The sequence below is a fragment of the Actinoplanes missouriensis 431 genome (assembly GCF_000284295.1).
Classification (GTDB): domain Bacteria; phylum Actinomycetota; class Actinomycetes; order Mycobacteriales; family Micromonosporaceae; genus Actinoplanes; species Actinoplanes missouriensis.
In genome coordinates this window covers 686,156-711,493 of the sequence record NC_017093.1, presented here as the reverse complement: position 1 = coordinate 711,493, position 25,338 = coordinate 686,156, and the positions used below count along the sequence as shown (strand labels likewise).

Sequence of the window (25,338 nt, the reverse complement as noted above, 5' to 3'; positions counted from 1 at the left end):
AAGGCTTCCTACCCCGCCACGCTGACCTCGGTCAAACTCATCGCCGAGTCCGCCGGGAGGTCGAGACGGCTGGGAGCGACGCCGGCCGCGACGAGGTGCGAGCCGAGTGCCGCGACCATCGCGCCGTTGTCGGTGCAGAGCGAGGGCCGGGGTACGCGTACCGCGATCCCGTGCCTGGCGGCGCGCTCCTCGGCGAGCGCCCGCAGCCGCGAGTTGGCCGCCACACCACCGCCGACGACGAGCGTCTTCACGCCGTTCGTCAGGCACGCGTCGATCGCCTTCGCGGTCAGCACGTCACAGACCGCCTCCTGGAAACTGGCCGACACGTCGGCGATCGGCACCGGCTCACCGGCCCGCTCGCGGCTCTCCACCCAGCGGGCCACGGCCGTCTTGAGCCCCGAGAAGGAGAAGTCGAACCGGTGCGCGGCCTGGTCCTTCGGCGCGGTCAGCCCGCGCGGGAAGGCGATCTTCCGAGGATCGCCGGAGACGGCCGTCCGGTCGATGATCGGCCCACCGGGGAAGCCGAGCCCGAGCAGCCGGGCCACCTTGTCGAACGCCTCGCCGGCCGCGTCGTCGATGGTCGCGCCGAGCGGGGTGACCCCGGCCGTCAGGTCGTCGACCAGCAGCAGCGAGGAGTGCCCGCCGGAGACCAGCATGGCGATCGCCGGCTCGGGCAGCGGACCGTGCTCCAGCGTGTCGACCGCCACGTGCGCGGCGAGGTGATTCACCCCGTAGATCGGTTTCTCGGCGGCGAGCGCGTAGCCCTTCGCCGCGGCGACCCCGACCAGCAGCGCGCCGGCCAGGCCGGGCCCGCTCGTCACCGCGATCGCATCGACGTCGGCCAGCGTCACACCGGCCTCGTCGAGCGCCCGCTGCATGGTCGGCACCAGCGCTTCCAGGTGCGCACGGCTCGCCACCTCCGGCACCACGCCGCCGAACCGGGCATGCTGGTCCACACTGGAGGCCAGCGCGTCGGCGAGCAGGGTGTGCCCGCGCACGATGCCGACACCGGTCTCGTCGCAGGAGGTCTCGATCCCGAGGACCAGGGGTTCGTCACGCATCGCGCATCATCACCAGGGCGTCCGTGTTGCTGGGTTGGTAGTAGCCGCGCCGGATCCCGACCGGCTCGAAGTCGTAACTCGCGTACAGGGCCTGCGCGGGGGCGTTGTCGACGGCCACCTCGAGCAGGGTCTTGCGGACACCGCGCCGGGCCGCCTCGGCGAGCAGCGCCTCGAGCAACTGCCGCCCGACACCGCGTCGCTGCGCGTCCCGGCGCACCGCGATGTTCTGCACCCAGGACTCCGCACTGTCCACGACGGAGAGACCGGCGTAGCCGAACACCACGCCGTCCTCCTCCGCGACCAGGTAGTAGTGCCCCTGGGCCAGCTCGTTCCAGAACATCGCGGCGGACCATTTCTCGGCGCCGAAAAGGTCCTCCTCGAGCGGCATCACCTGCCCGATGTGCCACCAGCGGAACCGGTCGACGCGCATCAGGTCAGCACCGGCTTGCGCGCGCTCGGCTCGACCGCGTCGGGCCGCCGCAGATAGAGGGGGGTCAGCGCCTCGGTTCGGGCTTCGCCGCGGATCTTTTCCGCGGCGAGCGCCACGAGGGCGGCTCCGGGCGGATAGAGGAGATGTTCCTCCACCGGTACGCCGAAGACGTCCCCATATTTCAGAGCGCCCTCGCCGGCAGCCCGCGTCGCCCCGTTCACGTCCACGTCAGCGGGTTTCGCGACCTCGGGGCCGGTGAGCCGCTCCCCGTCCTGATACGTCGCGAAGTACACCTCGCGCCGCCGCGCGTCCGTCGCCACGAGCACCCGGCCCGGACCGGCAGCCCGGCCCAGCCCGTCGAGCGAACACACCCCGTATGTCGGGATGCCGAGCGCCTGGCCCATGCTCGCCGCGGTGGCCAGCCCGACCCGCAGACCCGTGAACGGGCCCGGCCCCAGACCTGCCACGATCGCCGTCAGGTCACGCGGCCGGTAACCCGCCTCGGCCAGCACCGCGGCGATCTCCGGGGCGAGTTTCTCCCCGTGCGCGCGGGGGTCGACCGTGCGGCTTTCCGCAACGCCGAAGAGGCCGTCGGCTGTCACTTCGACGAGCGCCGCAGTGGAGGCGGGTGTGGCGGTGTCCAGAGCGAGAACGAGCACACCTGACCTTACCCGGCCCCGCGCCGGTCCCCGTCGACGCTTACCCGGCCCGCGCTCACCCGGCCGCGCGCGGGTCCCAGTCGATCAGCTGGCGGCCGCCGTCGGCGAGGGCCTTGTTGGCCGCGCTGAACGGCCGGCTGCCGAGGAAGCCCACCCGGTTCAGCGGGCTCGGGTGCCCCGCCTCCAGCACCGCGTGCGCCGGGTTGGTGATCAGCGCCGCCTTCTTCTTCGCGTAGCTGCCCCAGAGCAGGAAGACGATCCGCTCGTCACGCTCGTTGAGCGCCCGGATCGTCGCGTCGGTGAACGCCTCCCAGCCCTTGTTGCCGTGCGACCCCGCCTTGCCCGCCCGGACGGTCAGAACCGCGTTGAGCAGCAGCACACCCTGACGAGCCCAGCCGGTCAGGTCGCCGCTCACCGGCTTGGGGATGTTGACGTCCTCGGCGAGCTCCTTGAAGACGTTGTTCAGCGACGGCGGCTTGCGGACACCCTCACGCACGCTGAAGCTCAGCCCGTGCGCCTGGCCCGGACCGTGGTACGGGTCCTGGCCCAGGATCAGCACCCGGGTGTCGGCGGGCAGGCACAGACGGTACGCCGCGAACAGGTCCTCCACCGGCGGGTAGACGGTCTCGCTCGCATACTCGGCGGCGACGAACTCGCCCAGCCTCGCGGTCGCCTCGGCGTCCAGGAAGGGCGTCAGCTCGGCGCGCCACTGCGCCGGCAGCAGTTCGGTCAGGTTCACAGGCTCTCCAGTCGCTGCGCCCAGTCGCCGCCGTGCGGGACCAGGTCGATCACTCGGGTGTCGTCGTCCAGCCGGTCGATGCGGACCTGCAGGTATTCGTCGTTGAGTTGCTCCACCAGGCCCACGCCCCACTCGACGACCGTCACCGCGTCGTCGGCCGAGGCGTCCAGGTCCAGGTCGTCGATCTCGGCGCGCGGGTCGGGGCGCTCGCCCAGCCGGTAGGCGTCCGCGTGCACCAGCGGCAGCGGACCGCGATGCACCCGGGCGATCACGAAGGTCGGCGAGGTGATCGGGCCCTGGACGCCGAGCCCGGCGCCGATGCCCTGCACCAGCGCGGTCTTGCCGGCGCCGAGCGGGCCGGTGAGCAGCAGCAGGTCGCCGGCCCGCAAAATCACGGCCAGACGCCTGCCGAAGGCCTGCGTGTCCTCGACTGTCGCGAGCTTCACGTGATTTTCTCCAGGAACGGGATCAGCGCGGCGTTGACCTGATCGGCTTTCTCCAGCATCACCACGTGACCGCTGTTCTCGATTTTCAGCAGCTCGGCCTCGGGCAGGTGCTTGAGGATCTCCTCGGAGTGGGTGACCGGGGTCAGATAGTCGCGGGTGCCGACGACCACCAGCACCGGCACGCCGCGCAGCGCCGACAGCGCCGGGAACCGGTTGTGCGAGTAGAGCGTGCTCAGGTATTTCGTCAGCGTCTCCACCGACGTCCGGGAGTTCATGCTCTCCACGAACGTGACGAGCGACGGGCTGGGTTTCGCCTCGCCGAACCCGTACCTCCGGGTGAGCAGCCAGGCCAGGTCGGAGGAAGCGACCCGGGCCCGGTCGATGGTGCCGCCGCCGAGATGGGCCGCCTTGTCCCAAAGAGGGAAGAACGGCGCGCTGACCCGGGCCACCACGTTCGTGACGCCGAGCTGGGCCTTGTCGATCAGGCCGGCCGAGGTGGACATCAGGACCACACCGGTGACCCGGTTGCCGAACCACTCCGGATATTGCTCGGCGAACGCCATGATGGTCATGCCGCCCATCGAGTGCCCGACCAGGATGATGTGCCCGTCCGGGACGGTGGCCTCCAGCACCGCGGCGAGCGAACGGCCCAGCGCCGCGATGTCGTAGGTGCCCGACTGCAGCTTGCCCGAGCGGCCGTGACCGGGCTGGTCGTAGAAGACCATCCGGTACTCCCCGCGCTCGGCGAGCTCCTTGCGCTGGAAGTAGAACGTGCCCATGTCCAGCGCGAACCCGTGCACGAACACGATGGTGGGCCGGTCGGTCGGCTCGGCCGGCTCGACGATCTCGACATGCAGATCGGTGCCGTCGGCGGCGGTGACCGTGAGCTCGGAGTCGAACGGCTGATCACCGAAGGGCTCCTCGACATAGGGGTCGCCGGGCGCGTTGACCGAGCGCCGCACGAGCACCCGCTCCACGGCGAACGCGGTGGCCAGCCCGGCGGCCGCGACACCGACCACGGCGCCGAATATGCCCGCGGTCCTCGCCGCTTTCTTCACGGCCGCACCTCCCCGTCATAGACCTTGGGCACCCGGCTGCTGCCGAACCGGGTGACGATCTCGTAATTGATCGTCCCGGTCGCGGCCGCCCAGTCGTCCGCCGTCGGCTCGCCGCCGTCGCCGGGCCCGAACAGGGTGGCCACGTCGCCGGCCGTCACCGGCTCGTCGCCGACGTCGACCACCACCTGGTCCATGCAGACCCGGCCGGCGATCGGCGCGACCGTGCCGCCGATCCGGATCGGCGCCGCGTTTGACGCGTGCCGGGGAACGCCGTCGCCGTAACCCAGCGGCACGACGGCGAGCGTCGTCTCCCGCGAGGTGGTGTAGGTCAGGCCGTAGGACACGCCCTGACCGGCCGGGACCCGCTTGGCGAGGGTGACCCGCGCCCGGGCGGTCATCGCCGGGCGCAGCCCGAAGGTCTCCCCGGCGATCGGGGACAGACCATAGGCCGCGATGCCGACCCGGACCATGTCGAAGTGGGCGTCGGGGCGGCTCAGGGTGGCCGCCGAGTTGGCGATGTGCCTGTACCTCGGGGTGATCCCGAAGCGCTCGGCCAGCTCGAGGCCCTCGTGGAACGCGGCCAGCTGCCGGTCGACCGACTCGTGGCCGGGCTCGTCGGCGCAGGCGAAGTGACTCCACACGCCGACCACCTCGACATCGCCGCCGGCCTGCGCCTTGGCCGCGGACTCCAGCAGCGCCGGCCACTCGGCCCGGGGAGACCCGCCGCGGGCCAGGCCGGTGTCGAGCTTGAGGTGCACCCGGGCGACCCGGCCGGCCTGCCGCGCGGCGGCGACCAGCTCGTCGATCAGCTCCGGCGTGGCAGCACTGAGGTCGATGCCCGCCTCGACACCGGTGTGCAGCGGCAGGCCCGGGCTCAGCAGCCAGGCCAGGACCGGCGCCTCGATGCCGGCCCGGCGCAGGGTGAGCGCCTCGTCGAGGGTGGCGACACCGAGCCAGGTGGCCCCGCCGGCCAGCGCCGCCCGGCCGGCCGGGACCATGCCGTGCCCATAACCATCCGCCTTGACCGCGACCAGCACCTCGGCTGAGGTGCGGGACCGCAACGCCACGACGTTGTCCCGGATCGCGTCCAGATCGACGCGGACTTCGGCCTGCCACATGCCTCTAACCCTACTGAGAGGTATGACAGTCCCGGCCACCCCCGGAGATCACTTGAGGAGATCACGCAGGACCGGGCGCAGGGCGGCCGCCACGTCCGGCGCGGTCACCGGACCGTCCGCCGCCGCGCGCCGGCCGGCCAGGCCGTGCACATAGGCGGCGGCCACCGCGGCGCGGACCGGCGGCAGACCCGCCGCCAGCAGCGAGCCGAGCAGCCCGGCCAGCACGTCACCGCTGCCCGCCGTGGCGAGCGCCGGGCTGCCCGTCGGATTGGCCCAGATCTCACCCGCCGGAGTGGCCACCACGGTCCGGTCGCCCTTGAGCAGCACCACCGCGTTCGTCCAGGCGGCCAGCCGGGCGGCGGCCGCGGCCCGGTCCGCGCCGGGCGCCTCGCCGGCCAGCCGCTTGAACTCGCCGTCGTGCGGGGTCAGCACCACCGGGGCGTCCCGGCGCAGGTGCTCGGAGAACTCGCCGCCGACCAGCAGCGTGATCGCGTCCGCGTCGAGCAGGACCGGCAGCGAGGTGGCGAGGACGCTGCGCAGCTCGGTCCGGGCCGCGTCGCCGGTGCCGAGACCCGAGCCGCACACCCAGGCCTGCACCCGGCCGGCGTCGGCGACCCGGGGCGCCACCACCACCGACGGGTGGGCACGCACCACCTCGGCGTGGGCGCTCCCCGCGTACCGGACCATCCCGGCCGGACCGGCGAGCGCGCCGGAGGTCGACAGCAGGGCCGCGCCCGGATAGCCGGCCGAGCCGGTCGCCAGGCCGACCACCCCGCGGGTGTACTTGTCCGAGACCGGGCCGGGCACCGGCCACCACGCGGCGATGTCGGACGACTCGGCCACCCGGACCGCCGGGCCGGTCACCAGTGACGGACCGAGGCCGATGTCGACCAGCTCGACCTGTCCGCAGCGGATCGCCGCCGGGCCGATCACGTGGGCCGGCTTCAGGCATCCGAACGTGACGGTGACGTCGGCGTCGACGCACTCACCGGGGACGTCGCCGGTGTCGACCACCACCCCGCTCGGCGTGTCCACGGCCACCACGAGCGGGCGATGACCCGTACGCCCGCGAAGCTCACCCAGCCGGCGCACGGCGGCAGCCGCCGGCGGTCGCAGCCCGCCGGTGCCCCCGATGCCGACGATCCCGTCCATCACCAGGTCGACGCGGGCCGGCAACTCGACAGTGGTGAAGCCGCCCGCCGCCCGCAGCGCCGCCAGACCGGCCAGATGCACCCGCTCCGGGGTGAGCAGCAGCGCCCGGACCTGCGCGCCCCGGCGGGCCAGCGCGGCGCCGGCGTAGAGCGCGTCACCACCGTTGTCGCCGCTGCCGACGAGCAGCAGCACCCGAGCGCCGTAGACCCCGCCGGCCTCCTCCAGCAGCAGCGCGCAGCGCCGGGCCAGACCGGCCGCCGCCCGCTGCATCAGCGTGCCCTCGGGCAACGCCGCCATCAGCGATTTCTCGGCTGCCCGGACATCCGCCGCCCGCCATGCCTGCCGCACCCTGTCATCCCCTCACTCGCCGGACTCGGCGACCACCATCGCGGACGCGATGCCGCCGTCGTGTGACAGCGAGAGATGCCATCGATGGATGCCACGCTCGGTCGCTGCGGCGGCGACCGTACCCGAAACGGTCAACCACGGCCGCCCGTCCGGGTCGGTGACGATCTCGCAGTCGTGCCAGCGCAGACCGGCCGGCGCCCCGAGCGCTTTCGCGACGGCCTCCTTGGCCGCGAACCGGGCGGCGAGAGACTCGGCCGAGCGCGGATTGCCGGACCCGGTGAGCCGTTCCGGCTCGGTGAACAGACGATCCCCGAGCAGCGGCGTCCGCTCCAGAGCACGGGCGAAACGCTCCACCAGGACGACGTCGATGCCCACAGACACGATCACAGGGGCCACCCTATCGGTGCCCGGAGCACCTTCCCCGCGTACGCGAACCGGGGCGCGCCCGCCGCCCACCGGACGGGTGGACGTGTGCGCGCACCCCCTCTCACGAGCGCGCAGTAGCAGCGCTCTCTTCTCCCGCACAACCCCTGTGGACAAACCGCCGGCCGGGCGCCGGGCCGGTCGTCCACAGGACCGGCCGGCGCACACCGGCGGCTCCTAGCGTTCGGGGCATCCCGTTCCGCCGCTGCGCCTGGAGGCCGCCGATGAGCTCCGAATTCCCCGTCGAGGATCCGCACTTCGAGGATTTCCACGCCGAGACCGGGGACCTGCGCCGACTGGCCGCGGCCACCGACGACCTCGCCGCCCGGATCACCGGCCTGACCGGCCCGTCCAGCCCGTCCGGCCTCGTGCCCGGGTCTGCGCCACGCTGGGCAGCGGCCACCCCCGCCGCTCTGGCCGCCGACGCTCTCCGGCACCAGCTGGAGCTCCTCGGCTCGGACATCGCGGAGACGGCCCGGCGGATCACCGCCGCCGCCGCGGCCTATCAGGAGGCCGATGATCGCGCCGCGACCAGATTCCGGCTCACCCGATGAGCCCGGCCACCTACGCCCGGCTGCGGATGACCGATCCGGATCGCTGGCGGACGGCCGCGCTGGCCTGGCGTCGCTGGGCGGCCCTGGCGGGTGCGCTCGGCGCCGAGTTCGGGCCGGTCGCGGCACGCCTGCGGGCGGCCTGGTCCGGCGCGACCGCCTCCGCCGTGGCCGACGCGCTCGTCGCTTTCCGTCGCCGGATCGCCCTGTTCCGGGTGCTCTGCTGGCGCGCCGACCAGGTGCTGAGCGAGTTCGCGTCGGCGCTCGCCCGAGCCCGCGACCTGCTTCTGCGTGCGCGCGGCCGGGCGGAACGCTGCGGCTTGGTGATCGACGACAGGGGTACGGTCCACGGCTCCTCCCCCGAGCGACCCGGCGTCGTGGCGGAACTGTCCGCGGCCCTGAGCCTCGCCGCCACGGCCGACACCGAGGCCACGACGAGGCTGCGATCGCTTGTCACCGCCGGCTCCCCCGGAAACACAGCCGGGCCCTCGGGAGACAGCGCGCCGATGCCGCGCCCCGACTGCACGACCCCACCCGCCGAGGTGCGGCGCTGGTGGGACCACCTCTCCCCGGATCGGCGGAACTGGCTGCTCGCGACCGAGCCGGCCGCCCTCGGGTCCACCGCCGGCATCCCGGCCGCCGACCGTGACGTGGCGAACCGGCTGCTCCTCGACGACCAGCGGGCCGCCGGGGTGGACGAGGCGCGGGCACGGGTCGAGGACGGGACGGTGCTCCGGCCGTACCTGATGGGATTGGACGTCTCGGGGGACGGCCGTGCGGTGATCGCCCTGGGTGACCCGGACCGGGCCCGGCATGTCCTCACCCACGTCCCCGGCATGACCAGTGACCTGGAGTCGTTCGGCGGCGAGCTGACCAGGGCGGAACGCGTCGCGGTCCGGGCGCACGAGATCGCGCCGGGCGAGGCGGTGAGCGCGGTGCTGTGGCTGGACTACGACGCCCCGGATTTCGTGCACGAGGCCTGGTCGGACCGGCAGGCCCGGGAAGGCGCCGAGGGGTTGCGGCGGTTCCAGGAGTCGCTGCGGGTGACCCATGACGGTCCGCCGGCGGATCAGACGGTGCTGGGGCACAGTTACGGCTCGCTGGTCGTCGGCGCCGCCGCGGCCGGATCGTTCGCGGCGGACCGGGTCGTCTTCGTCGGCTCGCCCGGCGTCGGCGTCGACTCGGCGGCCCAGCTCAGCGTCCCGGCCTGGTCGACGACATCGCGCAGCGACGTGATCCAGTACGCGGCGGTGTCACCGGACAGCCTGGTCCGCGACATCGTGCTCGCGGGCCGGGTGCCGCTGATCGGTCCGGCGATCGCTTTCGGACTGCCGGAGGACGACCTGTGGTTCGGGCGCAACCCGAGCGATCCGGCGTTCGGCGCCCGGGTCTTCCCCAGCCAGGCCGACGCCGGGCACCTGGGTTATTGGGATCCGGGCCGGCCCGCACTTGACGCGCTGGCCCGGATCACCGCTGCTCAGGAGCCCGTCACTCGACCGTGACGGACTTCGCCAGGTTGCGCGGCTGGTCCACGTCGTGCCCGCGCGCCGCGGCGATCTCGCAGGCGAGGATCTGCAGCGGAACCGTGGTCATCAGTGGGGCCAGCAGCGTCGGGGTGTGCGGGACCTCGATCAGGTGGTCGGCGAACGCGCGGACGCCCTCGTCGCCCTTCTCCGCGATCACGATGGTGCGGGCGCCACGGGCACGCACCTCCTGGATGTTGGAGACGACCTTGTCACGCATCACGCCGCGACCGGCGGGCGACGGCACCACGCAGACCACCGGGGTGCCCTCGTCGATCAGCGAGATCGGGCCGTGCTTCAGCTCGCCGGCCGCGAAGCCCTCGGCGTGCATGTACGCCAGCTCCTTCAGCTTCAGCGCGCCCTCCAGGGCGACCGGGAAACCGACGTGCCGGCCGATGAAGAGGATCGTCGAGGCGGTCTTGAGGTCCCGGGCCAGCGCGCGCACGTCCTCCATGCCGTCGAGCAGCTCGCGGAGGTTGTCCGGGGCCTGGCTCAGGCGCTCGACCACGGCGGCGACCTCGTCGGCGTACATGACGCCGCGGATCTGGGCGAGGTGCAGGCCGATCAGGTAACAGGCGACCAGCTGGGTGAGGAACGCCTTCGTCGAGGCGACGGCGATCTCGGGGCCGCCGTGGGTGTAGAGCACGGCGTCCGACTCACGCGGGATCGTCGAGCCGTTGGTGTTGCAGATGGCCAGCACCCGGGCCTTCTGCTCCTTGGCGTGCCGCAGCGCCATCAGCGTGTCCATCGTCTCGCCGGACTGGCTGATCACGATGACCAGGGTGGACCGGTCGAGGATCGGGTCGCGGTAGCGGAACTCGCTGGCCAGCTCCACCTCGCAGGGGATGCGGACCCAGTGCTCGATGGCGTACTTCGCGACCATGCCGGCGTGGTACGACGTGCCGCACGCGACGATGAAGACCTTGTCGACGTCACGCAGGTCCTGGTCGGTGAGCCGCACCTCGTCCAGGATGATCTCGCCGCGCTCGCTCAGCCGGCCCAGCAGCGTGTCCGCGATGGCCTGCGGCTGCTCGGCGATCTCCTTGAGCATGAAGTACTCGTAGCCACCCTTCTCGGCGGCCGACAGGTCCCAGTCGACGTGGTATTCCTGGCCGGTCGCCGGGGCGCCGTCGAAGTCGGTGATCTCGATGCCGGCCGGGGTGATCAGCACGACCTGGTCCTGGCCCAGCTCGATCGCCTCGCGGGTGTGCTCGATGAACGCGGAGACGTCGCTGGCCAGGAAGTTCTCCCCGTCACCGCGGCCGACCACGAGCGGCGAGTTGCGCCGGGCGGCGACCACCGCGTCCGGCACGTCGACGTCGACGGCGAGCAGCGTGAACGCGCCCTCGAGCCGGCGGACCGTGCGGCGCATGCCCTCGGCCAGCAGCGCCGGGCCCTCGAAGCCACCGGCCGCGCGCAGCGCGCGCACCTCGGCGGCGAGCAGGTGGGCCGCGCACTCGGTGTCGGTGTCGCTGCGGAACTCGATGCCGTCCGCCTCGAGCTCGGCGCGCAGCCGGGCGAAGTTCTCGATGATGCCGTTGTGGATGACCGCGACACGGCCGTCCGCGGAGAGGTGGGGGTGGGCGTTGCGGTCGGTCGGGCCGCCGTGCGTGGCCCAGCGGGTGTGCCCGATGCCCGTGACACCGGAGGCGATGCCGTCGCCGGTGCGCTCGCCGAGCGCCTTCTCCAGGTTGGCGAGCTTGCCCGCCCGCTTCTCGGTCTGGACGACATCGCCGTCGATGATGGCGACCCCGGCGGAGTCGTATCCCCGGTACTCCAGGCGGCGGAGCCCATCGAGAACGATGCTCAACGCCGGACGATTGCCTACGTAACCCACGATCCCACACATGCCGGGCAGCGTAGCCGACTTTCGCTCAAACGTCATGCTCGGGACAGCCACTTTCGAGCACGGGGCGTGATCGGAACTCTACAAGCTGGGTCTATGGGTGAGCAAGTGCACTGCTGGCGTACCGTCGGCTACGGCAGCGCCTCACCGGGAGGGAACTCATGAGCGATCCGCGCGATCCGAGCGAGCCGCGCCAGCCGCCCCGGCCCCCGCAGTTCACTCCGGGCCAGGCCACGCCACCCCTCCCACCGGACGCGACGTTCGCCGCCCCCGGCCCCGACCCGACTTCCCAGTTCCCGCCGGTCGCCTATGAGCCGGTCAACTACGCGCCGCCGGGTTATTCGCCGGAGCCGGGTTACGCGCCGGACTACACCCAGAGCGGCTATCCACCGCCTCCGCCACCGCCGTCGGGCGGGTACAGCGCGCCGCCCCGGAAGAGCAAGACCCCGCTGATCGCCCTGATCGTCGCCATCTCGCTGCTGCTCTGCGGCGGCGTCGTCACCTCCGGCGTCCTGATCGTGCGCAGCATCACGGACAAGGCGCAGGAAGCGATCGAGCCGATCACCAAGCCGACGCTGCCGGCCCTGCCGACGTTCCCCACTGAACTGCCCGACGTGCCCGGCATCGACCCCAACCGGGAGATCACCGTGACCTACGAGGTCACCGGCGACGGACCCGTCGAGATCCTCTACACCGAGCAGCTGGGCGCCGCCAAGGTGCTCAACCGCGTCGAGCTGCCCTGGAAGGTGACCACCACGATGACGGGTGTCGCGCTGGTGTCGGTCTCCGCGCAGCGCACCGGCGGCGAGGGCAGCGTCACCTGCCGCGCCACCGTCGACGGCAAGGAGGTCGCCGAGCAGACCGGATCGGGCGCGTTCGCGACGACCACCTGCACCCAGCTGGTGTTCGAGTGAGCGCCGATCCGCTGATCGAGCGGATGCGGCCGTTCGGCACGACCATCTTCACCGAGATGTCCGCCCTCGCGGCACGCACCGGCGCGGTCAATCTCGGTCAGGGCTTCCCGGACACCGACGGTCCGGCGGAGATGCTGGCGGCCGCCGCCGAGGCCCTGGCGGGAGGCTTCAACCAGTACCCTCCGCTGGCCGGCATCCCCGCCCTCCGGCACGCGATCACCGCACACGAGCAGCGGTTCTGGGGCCTGACCCGGGACCCGGACACCGAGGTGACGGTGACGGCCGGCGCGACCGAGGCGATCGCCGCCGCGATCCTGGCACTCTGCGAGCCCGGCGACGAGGTGGTCTGCTTCGAGCCCTACTACGACAGTTACGCCGCCTCGATCACCCTGGCCGGCGCGGTCCGGCGGCCGGTCACGCTGCGGCCCGGCCCCTCCGGGCGGTACGAGTTCGACGAGTCCCAGCTGCGGGCCGCCTTCGGCGCGCGGACCCGTCTCGTGCTGCTCAACACCCCGCACAACCCGACCGGAAAGGTCTTCACCCGCGCCGAGCTGGACCTGATCGCCGATCTGTGCCGTGAGCACGACGTCTACGCCGTCACCGACGAGGTCTACGAGCACCTGGTCTTCGACGGCGTGCACATCCCGCTGGCGGGCCTGCCGGGGATGCGCGAGCGCACACTACGCATCTCGTCGGCCGGCAAGACCTTCTCCTGCACCGGCTGGAAGGTCGGCTGGGCCACCGGGCCGGCCGCCCTGGTCTCCGCGGTGCTACGGGTCAAGCAATTCCTGACGTTCGTGAACGCCGGGCCGCTGCAACCGGCTGTCGCCGTCGCGCTGGGCCTGCCGGACTCCTACTTCACCGGCTTCACCGAGGGCCTGCGGGAGCGCCGCGACCGTCTGGTCGACGGACTCGCCGACGCCGGCCTGGCCGTCCTGCCGTCCGAGGGCACCTATTTCGTGACCGCCGACATCCGGCCGCTCGGCGGGACGGACGGCATCGAGTTCTGCCGCGGTCTGCCGGAGCGATGCGGTGTCGTGGCCGTGCCCACCCAGGTCTTCTACGACCACCGGGAGGCCGGCCGGCACCTGATCAGGTTCGCTTTCTGCAAACGAACCGAGGTGATCGACGAGGCCGTGAAAAGACTGAAGGGGCCCTTCTAGAAGAGCCCCTTCGGTGAAACGTCACGCCGGGCTGGCGGCCCGTACCTCGTCGGCGATCCGCTCGGCCACGCTGCGCGCCTTGTCCTCGGTGGCGGCCTCGACCATCACCCGGACCAGCGGCTCGGTGCCCGACGGGCGCAGCAGCACCCGGCCGGTCTCGCCCAGCTCGTTCTCGGCGAGGGCCACGGCGGCCTGCACGGTGGGAGCCGCGGCGCCGGCCTCGCGGTCACCGACCCGTACGTTGATCAGCACCTGGGGCAGCTTGTGCACCACGGCCGCCAGATCGGCGAGGGACTTGCCGCTCGCCGCGATCTGGGCCATCAGGTGCAGGCCGGTCAGCACGCCGTCGCCGGTGGTGGCGTAGGCCGGCATCACGATGTGCCCGCTCTGCTCGCCGCCGAGCGCGTAGTCGCCGTTCTGCAGCTCCTCCAGCACGTACCGATCGCCGACCTTGGTCTCCAGCAGCCGGATGCCGGACTGCTTCATCGCGATCCGCAGACCGAGGTTGCTCATCACGGTGGCGACGAGCGTGTTGTCGGTGAGCGTGCCGGCGTCGCGCATGGCAAGCGCCAGGATCGCCATGATCTGGTCGCCGTCGACGACGTCGCCGGCGGCGGTCACCGCGAGGCAGCGGTCGGCGTCGCCGTCGTGCGCCAGACCGAGGTCGGCGCCTTCGGCGAGCACGGCCTCGCGCACCTTGTCCAGGTGGGTGGAGCCGCACTCTTCGTTGATGTTGAGCCCGTCCGGCTCGGCGTGGATCGCGATGACCTCGGCGCCGGCCTCGCGGTAGGCCACCGGGGCCACGTCGCTCGCCGCGCCGTTCGCGCAGTCCACCACGACCTTGAGCCCGGCCAGCGGGTGCGGGGTCGCCTCGATCAGGTGCTTGATGTAGTGCTCGGCGCCGTCGAGAAGGTCGTGCACCCGGCCGATGGCGGCGCCGGTCGGCCGGCCGACCAGGCCGTGCCCGTCCGCGACGGCCTGCTCGATCTTCGCCTCCAGATCGTCCGGCAGCTTGGCGCCACCGGCGGCGAACAGCTTGATCCCGTTGTCCGGCATGGGGTTGTGCGAGGCGGACAGCATCACACCGAGGTCGGCGTTCGTCTGCCCGACCAGGTACGCCACCGCCGGCGTGGGCAGCACGCCGACCCGGACCACGTTGGCGCCGGCGCTGGTCAGGCCGGCGACGACCGCGGCCTCCAGCATCTCGCCGCTGGCCCGCGGGTCACGCCCGACGATCGCGAGCGGCTGGTGGCTGCTGTCGGTCTCGACCAGCACCCGGGCGGCAGCGACCGCGACCGAGAGGGCGAGTTCGGGGGTGAGCAGATCGCCGTTCGCAAGACCGCGAACGCCGTCGGTGCCGAAGAGTCGCCCCATGGTGGCTTCCTTTCGCCGGTGACACGTGACCCAAGACTGCCCCAGGGACGCTTGTTCTCCGAGTACCGGAACGGCTGGTTGGGAGGGTGTCGAATACAGCGACGGCCGAGCACGCCCCTAGCCATCCGGGGTGCGCTCGGCCGTCGGTCAGAAGCGGCGCAAAAATCAGCGCTTCGAGTACTGCGGAGCCTTACGGGCCTTCTTGAGACCGTACTTCTTGCTTTCCTTGACCCGAGCGTCACGGGTCAGGAAGCCGGCCTTCTTCAGCGCCGGCCGGTCGTCCGGCTCGAGCGCGATGAGGGCGCGGGCGATCGCGAGACGCAGCGCGCCGGCCTGGCCGGTGATGCCGCCGCCACGCAGGTTCGCGATGACGTCGAACTGCTCGCCGCGCTCGGTGGTCACGAGCGGCTCACGGATGAGCTGCTGGTTCACCTTGCTCGGGAAGTAGTTCTCGAGGTCGCGGTTGTTGCAGGTGATCTTGCCGCTGCCGGGCACGAGGCGCACCCGGACGATGGCCTCCTTGCGGCGGCCGACCGTCTGGACCGGACGGTCACCGGGGCGCGGAGCGCGGACCGGGGCCGGCGCGGGCGTCTCGACGACGACGACCGTCTCCTCAGCGGGCTCCTCGACCGTCTCGACCGTCTCGACGGTCTCCGGCTCGGTGATATCGGTCATGCTGCTGCCTTCTCCCGCGCTCACTGCGCGATCTGCTTGATTTCGAACGGCTGCGGCTGCTGAGCGGCGTGCGGGTGCTCAGCGCCCGGGTAGACCTTCAGCTTCTTGATGATCTGCCGCGCAAGCTTGTTGTGCGGGAGCATGCCCTTGACGGCCAGCTCGATCGCCTTCTCGGGGCGCTTGGTGAGCAGCTCCTCGTAACCGACCTGCTTCAGACCACCCGGGTAACCCGAGTGGCGGTAGGCGACCTTGGTCTGCCGCTTGTTGCCGGTCAGCGCGACCTTGCCCGCGTTGATGATCACCACGAAGTCGCCGGTGTCGACGTGCGGGGCGAACGTGGGCTTGTGCTTGCCGCGGAGGAGGTTCGCGGTGTGGGTGGCCAGGCGACCCAGAACGACGTCAGAAGCGTCGATAATGTGCCACTGACGCTCGATCTCACCCGGCTTCGGGCTGTACGTACGCACAGAATTACCTTGTCTCGTCGTCGGTCTGGGGGCGCGCGCTGGTCGCATCAAGCCGATGCGTCAAGCGACCCCGCATAGGGACCACTCGCAACAGTCGCACAACAGCAGGCAACAATACCCGGCTACGCGACGAGTGGTCAAAACAGGCGGTGATTAGGGCACCAAAGAACCGGCGAGCATCCTGGTTGCAGACACTCAGCCCCGGCGGAACCCCAAACGAGGCAAGCATACCCCGCCCTGCCGAGGCCCCCTAATCGGGTGCTGCAGCCCACCCTGCCTGACTTAGCAGGCTTGAAACAAATGGGACGCTCTTCCGAAATCAGACCCCGGCACGCTTCCGTCATGCCCAACGGTGCGGTTCTGGAGAAGATGCGGCCCGGGATTCGCCGATGCCGCCTTCACGGGCGCACCATGGAGGAACCATCGTCAGGGTTGAGGACGGACCTGACGATGTCCGCCGGGCCGGTTCGCCGGTGCGGCGAGGAGGAGTCGCGGCGTGCCCCGGACGGAGGTACGGCGAGGACCGCAGGCGTGACATGGGAGCGGGTCGACGCCGAGGACGGCGGGCTTCGAGCGTGCCCTTCGGTGGACCGTTCGGCCACGCCGCGACTTCTCGACACGAGCAAGCCAGGCGGCACGAGCAAGCCAGGCGGCACGAGCAAGCCAGGCGGCACGAGCAAGCCGGCTTGCCGATGACCGACCGGCCCCCCGGCGCCCGCCGGGCCGCGCTGACCGCTGCCGCCCTCGCGGAGCCGGCGGCGGCCCTCTCCGGTTACACGATCGGCGTGACCGCCGACGGCCGCAAGGACGAGCTCGCCACCCTCCTCGAAGCCCGCGGCGCCCGCGTGGTGCTGGCGCCGGCCCTGCGCATCGTCCCGATCGCCGACGACGCCGAACTGCGCGCCGCGACCCGGGCCTGCCTCGACACGCCACCCGACATCGTGCTGGTCAACACGGGTATCGGCATGCGTGGCTGGCTGGAGGCCGCGGAGGGGTGGGGTCTTGCCGAGCCGCTGCGGTCGGTGCTGTCCCGGGCGTACCTGGTGGCCCGTGGGCCGAAGGCACGCGCCGCGGTCCGCACCGCCGGTCTGCACGAGCAGTGGACACCCGACGGCGAGGGTTACGAGGAGGTCGTCGACCACCTGACCGCCCGCGGCCTGACCGGTCTCACGGTGGCCCTGCAGCTGCACGGCGACAGTCAGCCGGAGTACACCGAGGCATTGCAGCGGGCCGGCGCCCGGGTGATCGAGGCGCCGGTCTACCGCTGGGCGCCGCCCGTCGATCAGGCGCCGCTGCACCGGCTGGTCGATCTGATCATCGGCAAGCTGGTGGACACCGTGACGTTCACGTCGGCCGCCGCGGTCCAGGCCGTGCTGCGCGCCGCCGGCACCGGTGCCGACGCCCTCTTCGACTCGCTGCGCGGCGACGTCCTGGCAGCCTGTGTCGGACCTGTCACCGCAGCGCCGCTGCGCCGTCAGGGCATCCCGGTCGTCACTCCGGGTCGCGCCCGGCTCAGCGCCCTCGTCCGCACGATCGTCGACGAGCTGCCGAAACGCGCCGTCACCCTGGAGGTGGCCGGCCATTCCCTGACGCTGCGCGGCCACGCGGCGATCGTCGACGGCGAACTCCGCCCCCTGGCGCCGGCCCCGATGGCGGTCCTCCGCGAGCTCGCCGGTTCACCCGGACGGGTCCTCTCCCGCGCCGCGCTCCTGCAATCACTTCCGCGCGGCGCCGACGAACACGCCGTCGAGATGGCCGTCGCCCGCCTGCGCGCCGGTCTTGCCGTACCCGGTGTGGTCCAGACCGTCGTCAAGCGCGGCTACCGGCTTCCCGCCTGAAAATCACCCATCGGGTACGCCCGAAGCCCTCCCCAACCGCACCCGAGGAGTCCCCGAGAAGCCGCGCGGCCCGGGCGCGGGGCCCGGGCCGTCCGGCGACTTTCGCTACCGGAGCATGGCTGAGGTGGGCGGCTCAGCCGACCGGCGCGGGTTGATTTCCCTCATGCTCGGCGACGAGCGTGGCCATCGCGTGCTCGACCACCCCGATCAGCACCGCTTTCGCCGACTCCCGATGGCGCGCGTCGCACATCAGCAGCGGCACCCGGGGCGGAATGGCGAGCGCCTCGCGCACCTCCTCCGGCTCGTACCGGGGAGCGCCGTCGAAGCAGTTCACCGCGACGAGGTACGGCAGGTGCCGGTTCTCGAAGTAGTCCAGCGGCGCGAACGCGTCGGTGAGCCGCCGGGTGTCGACGAGCACGGCCGCCCCGACCGCGCCGCGGATCAACTCGTCCCACATGAACCAGAACCGGGTCTGCCCCGGTGTCCCGAACAGGTAGAGGATCAGGTCCTCGGCCATGGTGATCCGGCCGAAGTCCATCGCCACCGTGGTCGACTCCTTGCCGGGCACCTTCGAGGCATCGTCGATCCCCTCACCCGCCGAGGTCATCACGGCCTCGGTGGTCAGCGGGTCGATCTCGGAGACGGCACCGACGAGCGTCGTCTTGCCCACACCGAAGCCACCAGCGACGACGATCTTCGCGGAGGTGATCTCCGTGGGACGCGCTCCGGCCCCCTCAGAGCTTGCGTAGTCCACCCAACACCCTTCCCAGAAGATCCATCCGCTCCGCGAAACCGGTTCGCGGAGCGGCACTGTGCAGCGTCAAAAGCCCATCGGCGACCATGTCGGCGACGAGCACCCGGGTCACCCCCAGTGGTAACCGGGTCAGCGCCGCGAGCTCCGCGAGCGACTGCGCCTTCGGCTCGCACAGCACGGCGATGCGGTACTTGTCATGTCCGGCGAACCGCGCTTCCTGTACGGCCGCCCCGCTCGCGACCAGGACCGCCTCGATCGGGATGTCCCGGATCGGCTCGGTCCGGCCGCGGGTGACCGCGTACGGCCGCACCAGGTTGCCCCGGGGATCGTGCGGCTCTGCCATGTCGCGGTCACCTCGTCCCCACCGGAGGCCAGCGGCCCCCGGCGTCTAGTAACTGACGGCCTCGCGTGGCGCCGGCGACAGTGCCGCGCCGACCCGTTCCACCAGCAGAGCCATCTCGTAGCCGACCTGGCCGACATCGCAGCTTCGCGCCGCCAGAACAGCCATCGACGAACCGTCGCTGATGGACATCAGGAAAAGATAACCGCTGTCCATTTCGATGATGGTCTGTTGCACCTGTCCGGCATTGAACATCCGGGACGCACCGTCGGTGAGGCTGACCACGCCGGAGGTGATCGCCGCGAGCTGGTCCGCCCGGTCCGCTGGCAGGTCACGCGAGGAGGCCAGCAGCAGCCCGTCCGCCGAGACCGCGATCACGTGCGCGATACCGGCGATGCTGTCGGCGAAGTTGCTGAGCAGCCAGCCCATGTCGTGCATGGTGGGGGGCCTGGTCACTGTTCTTTCTCCTTAGGAGCATGTGTCGCTGTGACGGCGGATTCGGCAACGCCGTCCGTCCGCCCTCGTTGCACCCCGCGGTGGTACGAGGACAGCAGTCCCCGGACCTCCTCCGGGTTGCGACGGTGTTGGGTCCGCGCTGTGTTCTCCACACCGCCGGGCACCAGCTGCGCCTGCGGTATCCGTTTGGGCAGCCCGGACCGGGTGGTTCCGGCGTCCTGTGGCACGGCCGCGGCCATCGCCCGCTGCCAGCCGTCGTCGGCCGTGGTCCGCCACCGGTCCTCAGCGGCCTGCCGAGGCCTCGGAACTGTAGCCGCCGCCGGAGCACCCGCCGGAGCCGAGACGGGCGACCCGGAAACCGGGAACGCCGAAACCGGCGGCGCTGACATAGGCGCGGACACGGGCGGTGCTGACACGGGCGGCGCGGAAACCGACGACGCGGAAACCGACGACGCTGATACCGGCGGCGCGGAGACCGGCGGCATGGCCACCCTCGGCATCGCGGCCGAAGGGGCGGAGACCGGAGGAGCGGAGGCCGGAGGAGCCGAGACGGGAGATGCGGCGACCGGCGACGCGGCCGGGGCCGAAACCGGCGCCGGCGGAGGCGCGTAACCCGCCGTCGGCATCCCCACCTGCCCGTGCACGTCCGCACTCCGATCGAACCAGTTGTGCTGCATCTCCAGCTGAATCTTGTCGTCCAGCAGAGCTTCCGAGCCCGGCCGCGTTTCCGGGGCCGCCGCGAAAGCGCCCGGAGGCGTCTCCACAGCCGGCACGAAGGCCCCCGCGAAACTTTCCGCAACCGGCGCGGGCGACCCCGGCGCCCGGGTCGGCAGAGGCGGCCGATCCGGCGTGGGTGCGAGATCCAAATCGGACGCCGGTCCACTCAGCGACACCGGCTTGCGGAACACCGGCTCGGCCGGCATCGCCACACTCCGGACCGGTGGCCGCGCTTCCGGCCGCGCCGCCGGGAAGCCCGTGCCCGACGGGACCGGCGGCGGTCCCGGCCGGGTCCAGCTGGCCGCCCGCTGAGGCGCGGCCTGCGTACCCGGCAGAACCACCACATCAGCCGGCAACGTGATCTCGGCGATCGTGCCGCCCTCGCTGCCCGGCAGCAGCTCGACGCCGATCCCGTGCCGGGCCGCGAGCCGTCCGATCACCGCGAAGCCCATCAGCCGGAACGCGCTGACGTCCACTTCGGACGGCTCGGTCAACCGGCGGTTGATCAGCTCCATCTGGTCGGCGGAGATGCCGAGTCCACGGTCCTCGACCTGGACCACGGCGTGGTCACCCACCCGGCCGCCGTGCGCCATCACCACGGTCGACGGCGGGGAGAACCGGGTCGCGTTGTCGAGCAGCTCGGCGATCAGGCGTACCACGTCGTTGACGGACGCGGCCGAGACCAGCACGTCGGTGTCGATCGAACCGAACTCGATCCGGTGGTAGAGCTCGACCTCGGACTGCGCGGCCCGGATCGCGTCGATCAGCAGCGCGTCCTCGCGGCGTGGCGAGCCGACCTCGGCGCCGGCCAGCACCAGCAGGTTCTCGTCGTTGCGGCGCATCCGGGTGGCGAGGTGGTCCAGCTCGAAGAGGCGGGCGAGCCGCTTCGGGTCCTCCTCCATCCGCTCGATCTGGTCGAGCTCGCCGATCATCCGGTCGACCAGGTTCTGACTGCGCCGGGCCAGGCTGAGGAACATGGTCGAGACACTGGTCCGCAGCGCGGCCTGCTCGGCCGCGACCCGGATCGCCTCCCGGTGCACCATGTTGAAGGCCTCGGCCACCTGGCCGAACTCGTCGTTCTCGGTGACCGGGATCGGGTCCCGGGTCTGCGCGACGATCCGGTCGACGCCGCCCTCGCCCAGGTTCTCCACGTCCTGCAAACGAGTCACGGCCTCGGGAAGATCCCGGTTCGCCACCGCGAGCGCGCCCTCCCGCAGGCGCCGCACCGCGAGGTGCATCGAGCGGCCCAGGTAGATCGCGACGATGACCGCGGCCAGCAGCACGAGCAGCACCAGGACGAACTCGACGGTGGCCCGCCGGGAGGTGTCGCTGCTGCTGTCGCGCGCGGTCGCGACCACCTGCTCGTCGATCTGCGACTCGGCCGCGCCCAGCAGCCGGGTCACCGTGCCGAAGGCCTCGACGACATCGTTCGGCGCGGTTCCGGCGAGCCCGCCCGACGGGGTGGAGAGCGTGTCGGCGCGGGTCACGGCCTCGTCCTCGGCCACGGTCTCGACCAGGGCGATCTGCTGCGGGGTCGCGACCGACCGGAGGTCGGCCAGGGCCTCCCGGCGGGTGGCTTGCGCCGCGACGATAGCTTGCTGCCGATCGGCGTTCAACCCCCCGCTGGTACGGGCTACGAACGTCACCGTCGCCTGCGTGGCAGCGGCCGTCTCGATCCGGCTGAAGGCGGCGAGTGTCCGCAGGCCGTCCGCGACGGGTCCCGGTTCGGCGATCCGGCTCACCGTCGCGGTGAAGCCGCCCATCCCGGCGATCGCGTCCCCGTACCGCCCGGCGGTCTCCGGCACCGTCGCGGACCGGTCGGCGACGGTCCGGCGCAGTTCCGGCAGGGCGCGCAACGCGGTGTCGGCCTGGGTGAGCCGCTGGTCGACCATGGCCGGGATCCCGTCAACCGCGGCACGGCGGGTACCGACGACCTGTGCCTGTGCGTCCACCGCCTTGACCGCTTCCCGGTACCCGGTGTCCGCGGCGTCCGGCACCGCGAGGTACGCGAGCGCCGCCATCCGCTCGTCGTGCAGCAGACCGGTCAGCCGGGAGAGTTCACTGCCGAGGCTGGTCAGGTCGGCCACCCGGCCGGCGTCAGTGGCCCGCTCGCCGACCTCGCCGAGCCGGACGGTCGCGAGGATCAGCACCGCGGCCAGCGGCAGGAAGAGCAGGGCGGCGAGTTTGGCGCGCATGCGCGCGTCGCGAAGCCGCGGAAGGCCACGTCGTGCAGCCTGGGCCGAGGATCCCGTGCTCACGACATCTCCTTCGTGGTCGTCCCCGCTCGGCTCCGACAGATCGGCCGGCGCGCCGGGGGCCGCGGTCCGGCCCCGTCCGGTGCCCGCAGCAAAGCCCGCGCCGATTTCGGCACGGCGGCGATTTCATCAGAACGCCGGACCGTTTGGGAAGCCTGGAACCTCCCGGAAAATGCTCGGCTGTCCGGGTGGAAACCGGACCGGAACACGAAGCGCAGCAGCGACATACGGTTTGACGTGCGCGAATATTCCACCCGCGACCTTCCGTGAAGTCACCGTCACCGTTCCAGCCACTGAGATTTCCGTCCCGTGACCTTGCGAAGGTCTCACGTTCGCAAGGTTTGGCACGATGCGACGGACTATTTGTCCGCCCTTCCAACCACCCCACCGCCGCCCAAGAACGGACTGAAGGCTGCCTGATCAGTGTCCACTGCAGACGGTCGGCGTGGCAACTGACCCGTACGTCGCCCTCCAGTAACCCACAGTGACGCCTGCCATAGTTACACAAATCGATGTTGATGATCGAGACTTTAGGGTGTCTTAATAAGCGGCCTCCGGACTGGCGTGTCGGCCTGGCCATTCCGTAACGTGCGCGGCATGGCATTTTGGAGCTGGGTGAAGCTGCTGGCCACCACCACGGCGGCGGCAGCCGTGGTCGGTGCGGGTCAGCTCGGCCTCGCCTACGGGCTCAGCATGGTGCGCCTCGATCGGGACCTTGACGTCACAGCGAGTGATCAGTGGACGTCCCAGCTCGCCTGGGTCGCCTGGATCGCGATGACCGCCGCCGCGATCGGCGCCGTCGTCGGCACCGGCTTCCGTCCCCGCTGGCGGTCCCAGCCGGTCGGTGCCGGTGGCGCGCTCGCCGTCGGCCTCGCGTCCGGCCTCGGCGCTCTCGTGGTGCTGCCGCTGACCATGCAGCCGGCCCGCTCCGCCCAGGTCGCCGGCGTCGACCCGGTCTTCGTGATCGGCGTGTGCGCCGGCCTCGGCGTCGCGGTCGGCATCTTCGCCGCCTGGGCCGCCGCCGCGCGAGCGGTCGTCCGGTGGAACATCGCCGCCCTCACCGTGCTCGTCTGGGTGATCGGCCTCGTCGCGGTCACCCCGTCGCTGCTCCCCGGCCACACCGCGGCCCCGGTCCGCCTCGGCGTGCTGGAGGGCGATTTCCTCCCGGCCGTGGTCAACGACCGCACCCCGTTCGTCACGATGCCGCTGCTGGCGCTCTTCTCCGGCCTGATCCTCGGCCTGATGGCGCGGGGCCGCCGGATGCCGACCTCGGCGGTGGCGCTGACCGGACTGGCCGGTCCGGCGCTGCTCACCGTCGCCTACCTGATCGCCGGTCCGGGCGAGAGCAGCGGCTTCACCTTCAGCCCGTACTGGTCGGCGATGTTCGCCGCCGGCGCCGGCGTCCTCGGCTCGGTGCTCGCCGTGATCATCCGAGGCGCGCCGGAGCGGGCCCACGACGACGAGCAGTCGACGGCCACCGCCGCGTCCCGCGCCACGTCCGGCGCCACGTCACCCGGCGCCGCCCTGGGTGACACCGTCCCGGGCAGCATCGCCTCCGGCAACACCGCTTCGGGTAGCGCCGCCTCCGGCAACACCGGTTTGGGCAGCACCGCCTCCGGCAACATCGCTTCGGGCGCCACCGCGCCGACCGGCAGCGACCTCGGCCCCGCCCCGCTGCCCCGGCGCGATCAGGCCGCCCCTTCCGTACCCGGTCAGTCCGCCATCGCCGCCGCGGCGGCCGCCGCCGCGCAGCGTCCGGACCCGCAGCTCCGCCCCTCGGACACCGGCGTCGTCACCGTCGCCGACCGCCCGCACCCCCTCGCCGACCTGGCCAACCAGGCCCCGGCCAACGCGCCCAACTCACCCTTCAATTCGGGTACGGGCACGCCGTTCGGCCAGCCGCCCCAGTCCCCCGCCCGCTTCTCCGGCCCGCCGCAGCAGAGCCCCGGCCAGCACAACCCCGGCCAGCAGAACCTCAGCCAGCACAACCCCGGCCAGCAGAACCCCGGGCAGCACAGCCCGGGCCAGCACAGCGCCCACCAGGGCCCCGGCCAGCAGAGCCCCGCACCGCGTTTCGCCGGCCCGGCGCCCCGTTTCTCCGGCCAGCAGGAAGCCCCCTCGCAGTTCTCCGGTCAGCAGGAGGCCCCGTCGCACTTCTCCGGCCGGCAGGAGCCCGCACCCGCACCCCGCCGCGGCTGGCGCGGCCGCCGGCAGGCCCCGGAGAACCCACCGGCCTCCCCATCCGGCTCGTTCGACGGTTTCGCGACCGGCAACCCCGGCCCCCGGACCGGAATCGACACCGCCGAGCACCCGCGCATCACTCCGGCGACCGCCCGTCCGCCGGTGGTGGAGCCGACCTCGATCAGCGGCCCTCCCCCGCAGCGCGGCGCACAGGGCCAGCAGGACGAGTACGTCAACTGGGTGAACGGCCTGGGCGGAGCGTGAAGCGTTACCCAACTCCGGTGAAATGATCGGACCGGGAGGTACCACCACCCTCCCCCCACGGTGACGATGGTCGATGTCCGGGTAATCCCCCCACGGCATCGGAGTCCGATCATGATCACCCGAATCGGCCGCTTACTCTCCGGCCTGGCCCTGGTCCTCGCCCTCTCCGGCACGGCACTGGTGGCACCCGCCGTCGTAGCCCCGACCAACACCGACGCTGCCCAGGCCGCGGTCTACAACAGCTGCACGATCAGCCGCTGCTCAGCCGCGCGCACCGCGTACAACGGCTGGAAGTCCCTCAACTGGCCGACGAGCGCCGGCTGGTATGCCTGGCCGTACGGCAACTACAACTACACCGGCGGCACGTTCTACAACCGCGAGGGCCAGCTCCCGTCCGCCTCCTACGGCGAATACGACGTCTACTCCCGCGCCCGGGGCGCCTCCCGCGACGCTTACCGCATCGTGGTCAACCGCAGCACCCGCGTCGCCTACTTCACCCCCGACCACTATGTGACGTTCTACAAGCTTTAATACTGCAACGGCACTCAGCAGGCGATACGTATAGATGATCGGCTCGTTGCCTGTTGTG

24 protein-coding genes are annotated in these 25,338 nt (G+C 71.9%); 7 read left to right on the top strand and 17 right to left on the bottom strand.

Going from position 1 to position 25,338, the window contains the following annotated elements; translation table 11 throughout:
* Positions 1-8: 8 nt before the first annotated feature.
* The 9 genes from tsaD to AMIS_RS03375 are packed head-to-tail and all read right to left on the bottom strand — an operon-like array spanning position 9 to position 7,398.
* Positions 9-1,061 carry a tRNA (adenosine(37)-N6)-threonylcarbamoyltransferase complex transferase subunit TsaD gene (gene tsaD, locus AMIS_RS03415; RefSeq protein ID WP_014440789.1) on the bottom strand — a complete coding sequence of 351 codons (1,053 nt, stop codon included), beginning with the start codon at positions 1,059-1,061 and terminating at the stop codon, positions 9-11.
* Positions 1,054-1,491 carry a ribosomal protein S18-alanine N-acetyltransferase gene (gene rimI, locus AMIS_RS03410; protein ID WP_014440788.1) on the bottom strand — a complete coding sequence of 146 codons (438 nt, stop codon included), beginning with the start codon at positions 1,489-1,491 and terminating at the stop codon, positions 1,054-1,056. Before rimI ends, tsaD begins: the two co-directional genes overlap by 8 nt.
* On the bottom strand, positions 1,491-2,150 hold the full coding sequence (tsaB, locus tag AMIS_RS03405) for a tRNA (adenosine(37)-N6)-threonylcarbamoyltransferase complex dimerization subunit type 1 TsaB (protein ID WP_014440787.1): 660 nt from the start codon (positions 2,148-2,150) through the stop codon (positions 1,491-1,493). The genes rimI and tsaB overlap by 1 nt, the downstream gene beginning before the upstream one ends.
* A 55-nt stretch (positions 2,151-2,205) precedes the next feature.
* Positions 2,206-2,889, bottom strand: coding sequence for a uracil-DNA glycosylase (gene ung, locus AMIS_RS03400; RefSeq protein WP_014440786.1), 684 nt, complete (start codon positions 2,887-2,889; stop codon positions 2,206-2,208).
* Positions 2,886-3,335, bottom strand: a complete 450-nt coding sequence (gene tsaE / locus AMIS_RS03395) for a tRNA (adenosine(37)-N6)-threonylcarbamoyltransferase complex ATPase subunit type 1 TsaE (RefSeq protein WP_014440785.1) — start codon at positions 3,333-3,335, stop codon at positions 2,886-2,888. Before tsaE ends, ung begins: the two co-directional genes overlap by 4 nt.
* The gene (locus AMIS_RS03390) at positions 3,332-4,393 is read right to left on the bottom strand and encodes an alpha/beta fold hydrolase (protein ID WP_014440784.1); all 1,062 of its coding nucleotides are present in this window, start codon (positions 4,391-4,393) and stop codon (positions 3,332-3,334) included. The genes tsaE and AMIS_RS03390 overlap by 4 nt, the downstream gene beginning before the upstream one ends.
* A complete protein-coding gene (gene alr / locus AMIS_RS03385; RefSeq protein ID WP_014440783.1) occupies positions 4,390-5,511 on the bottom strand; it encodes an alanine racemase in 1,122 nt (373 codons plus the stop codon). The genes AMIS_RS03390 and alr overlap by 4 nt, the downstream gene beginning before the upstream one ends.
* 48 nt (positions 5,512-5,559) lie before the next feature.
* Entirely contained in the window at positions 5,560-7,011 is a 1,452-nt protein-coding gene (locus tag AMIS_RS03380; protein ID WP_014440782.1) for an NAD(P)H-hydrate dehydratase, read from the bottom strand.
* Between the two features lie 12 nt (positions 7,012-7,023).
* Positions 7,024-7,398: a holo-ACP synthase gene (locus AMIS_RS03375; protein WP_014440781.1), complete on the bottom strand. Its 375-nt coding sequence runs from the start codon at positions 7,396-7,398 to the stop codon at positions 7,024-7,026.
* Positions 7,399-7,658: 260 nt separating this feature from the next.
* Here AMIS_RS03375 and AMIS_RS03370 point away from each other — a divergent pair, with 260 nt between their 5' ends.
* Entirely contained in the window at positions 7,659-7,988 is a 330-nt protein-coding gene (locus AMIS_RS03370) for a type VII secretion target (RefSeq protein ID WP_014440780.1), read from the top strand.
* Complete coding sequence (locus AMIS_RS03365; RefSeq protein WP_014440779.1) at positions 7,985-9,487, top strand: alpha/beta hydrolase; 1,503 nt, start codon at positions 7,985-7,987, stop codon at positions 9,485-9,487. Before AMIS_RS03370 ends, AMIS_RS03365 begins: the two co-directional genes overlap by 4 nt.
* Here the strand turns inward: AMIS_RS03365 and glmS are convergent.
* Complete coding sequence (gene glmS, locus AMIS_RS03360) at positions 9,474-11,318, bottom strand: glutamine--fructose-6-phosphate transaminase (isomerizing) (RefSeq protein WP_231859224.1); 1,845 nt, start codon at positions 11,316-11,318, stop codon at positions 9,474-9,476. The genes AMIS_RS03365 and glmS overlap by 14 nt on opposite strands.
* A gap of 197 nt (positions 11,319-11,515) precedes the next feature.
* Between glmS and AMIS_RS03355 the strand changes: the two genes are divergently transcribed.
* Both AMIS_RS03355 and AMIS_RS03350 read left to right on the top strand, forming a co-directional pair.
* Positions 11,516-12,268, top strand: a complete 753-nt coding sequence (locus AMIS_RS03355; protein ID WP_014440777.1) for an MmpS family transport accessory protein — start codon at positions 11,516-11,518, stop codon at positions 12,266-12,268.
* Complete coding sequence (locus AMIS_RS03350) at positions 12,265-13,431, top strand: pyridoxal phosphate-dependent aminotransferase (protein ID WP_014440776.1); 1,167 nt, start codon at positions 12,265-12,267, stop codon at positions 13,429-13,431. The genes AMIS_RS03355 and AMIS_RS03350 overlap by 4 nt, the downstream gene beginning before the upstream one ends.
* A 21-nt stretch (positions 13,432-13,452) precedes the next feature.
* On the opposite strand, the gene glmM is transcribed toward AMIS_RS03350, so the two are convergent.
* The 3 genes from glmM to rplM form a co-directional block, all read right to left on the bottom strand.
* Positions 13,453-14,805 (bottom strand): phosphoglucosamine mutase, encoded by a 1,353-nt coding sequence (gene glmM, locus AMIS_RS03345; RefSeq protein ID WP_014440775.1) that lies wholly within the window; start codon positions 14,803-14,805, stop codon positions 13,453-13,455.
* A gap of 165 nt (positions 14,806-14,970) precedes the next feature.
* A complete protein-coding gene (gene rpsI, locus AMIS_RS03340) occupies positions 14,971-15,480 on the bottom strand; it encodes a 30S ribosomal protein S9 (protein WP_014440774.1) in 510 nt (169 codons plus the stop codon).
* A gap of 20 nt (positions 15,481-15,500) precedes the next feature.
* Positions 15,501-15,944, bottom strand: a complete 444-nt coding sequence (rplM, locus tag AMIS_RS03335; RefSeq protein WP_014440773.1) for a 50S ribosomal protein L13 — start codon at positions 15,942-15,944, stop codon at positions 15,501-15,503.
* Positions 15,945-16,636: 692 nt separating this feature from the next.
* Between rplM and AMIS_RS03330 the strand changes: the two genes are divergently transcribed.
* A complete protein-coding gene (locus AMIS_RS03330) occupies positions 16,637-17,782 on the top strand; it encodes a uroporphyrinogen-III synthase (RefSeq protein WP_014440772.1) in 1,146 nt (381 codons plus the stop codon).
* A 133-nt stretch (positions 17,783-17,915) separates the two neighbouring features.
* On the opposite strand, the gene AMIS_RS03325 is transcribed toward AMIS_RS03330, so the two are convergent.
* Genes AMIS_RS03325 through AMIS_RS03310 form a run of 4 tightly spaced genes read right to left on the bottom strand, consistent with a single transcriptional unit; the run spans position 17,916 to position 22,244 of the window.
* Complete coding sequence (locus tag AMIS_RS03325) at positions 17,916-18,536, bottom strand: GTP-binding protein (protein ID WP_014440771.1); 621 nt, start codon at positions 18,534-18,536, stop codon at positions 17,916-17,918.
* The gene (locus tag AMIS_RS03320) at positions 18,517-18,879 is read right to left on the bottom strand and encodes a DUF742 domain-containing protein (protein ID WP_014440770.1); all 363 of its coding nucleotides are present in this window, start codon (positions 18,877-18,879) and stop codon (positions 18,517-18,519) included. The genes AMIS_RS03325 and AMIS_RS03320 overlap by 20 nt, the downstream gene beginning before the upstream one ends.
* A 45-nt stretch (positions 18,880-18,924) precedes the next feature.
* Complete coding sequence (locus AMIS_RS03315; protein WP_014440769.1) at positions 18,925-19,332, bottom strand: roadblock/LC7 domain-containing protein; 408 nt, start codon at positions 19,330-19,332, stop codon at positions 18,925-18,927.
* Complete coding sequence (locus AMIS_RS03310; RefSeq protein WP_231859223.1) at positions 19,329-22,244, bottom strand: sensor histidine kinase; 2,916 nt, start codon at positions 22,242-22,244, stop codon at positions 19,329-19,331. Before AMIS_RS03310 ends, AMIS_RS03315 begins: the two co-directional genes overlap by 4 nt.
* A 657-nt stretch (positions 22,245-22,901) precedes the next feature.
* Here AMIS_RS03310 and AMIS_RS40205 point away from each other — a divergent pair.
* On the top strand, positions 22,902-24,749 hold the full coding sequence (locus AMIS_RS40205) for a YML083C domain-containing protein (protein ID WP_014440767.1): 1,848 nt from the start codon (positions 22,902-22,904) through the stop codon (positions 24,747-24,749).
* Between the two features lie 111 nt (positions 24,750-24,860).
* On the top strand, positions 24,861-25,280 hold the full coding sequence (locus tag AMIS_RS03300) for a ribonuclease domain-containing protein (protein WP_041829532.1): 420 nt from the start codon (positions 24,861-24,863) through the stop codon (positions 25,278-25,280).
* Positions 25,281-25,338: the final 58 nt, after the last annotated feature.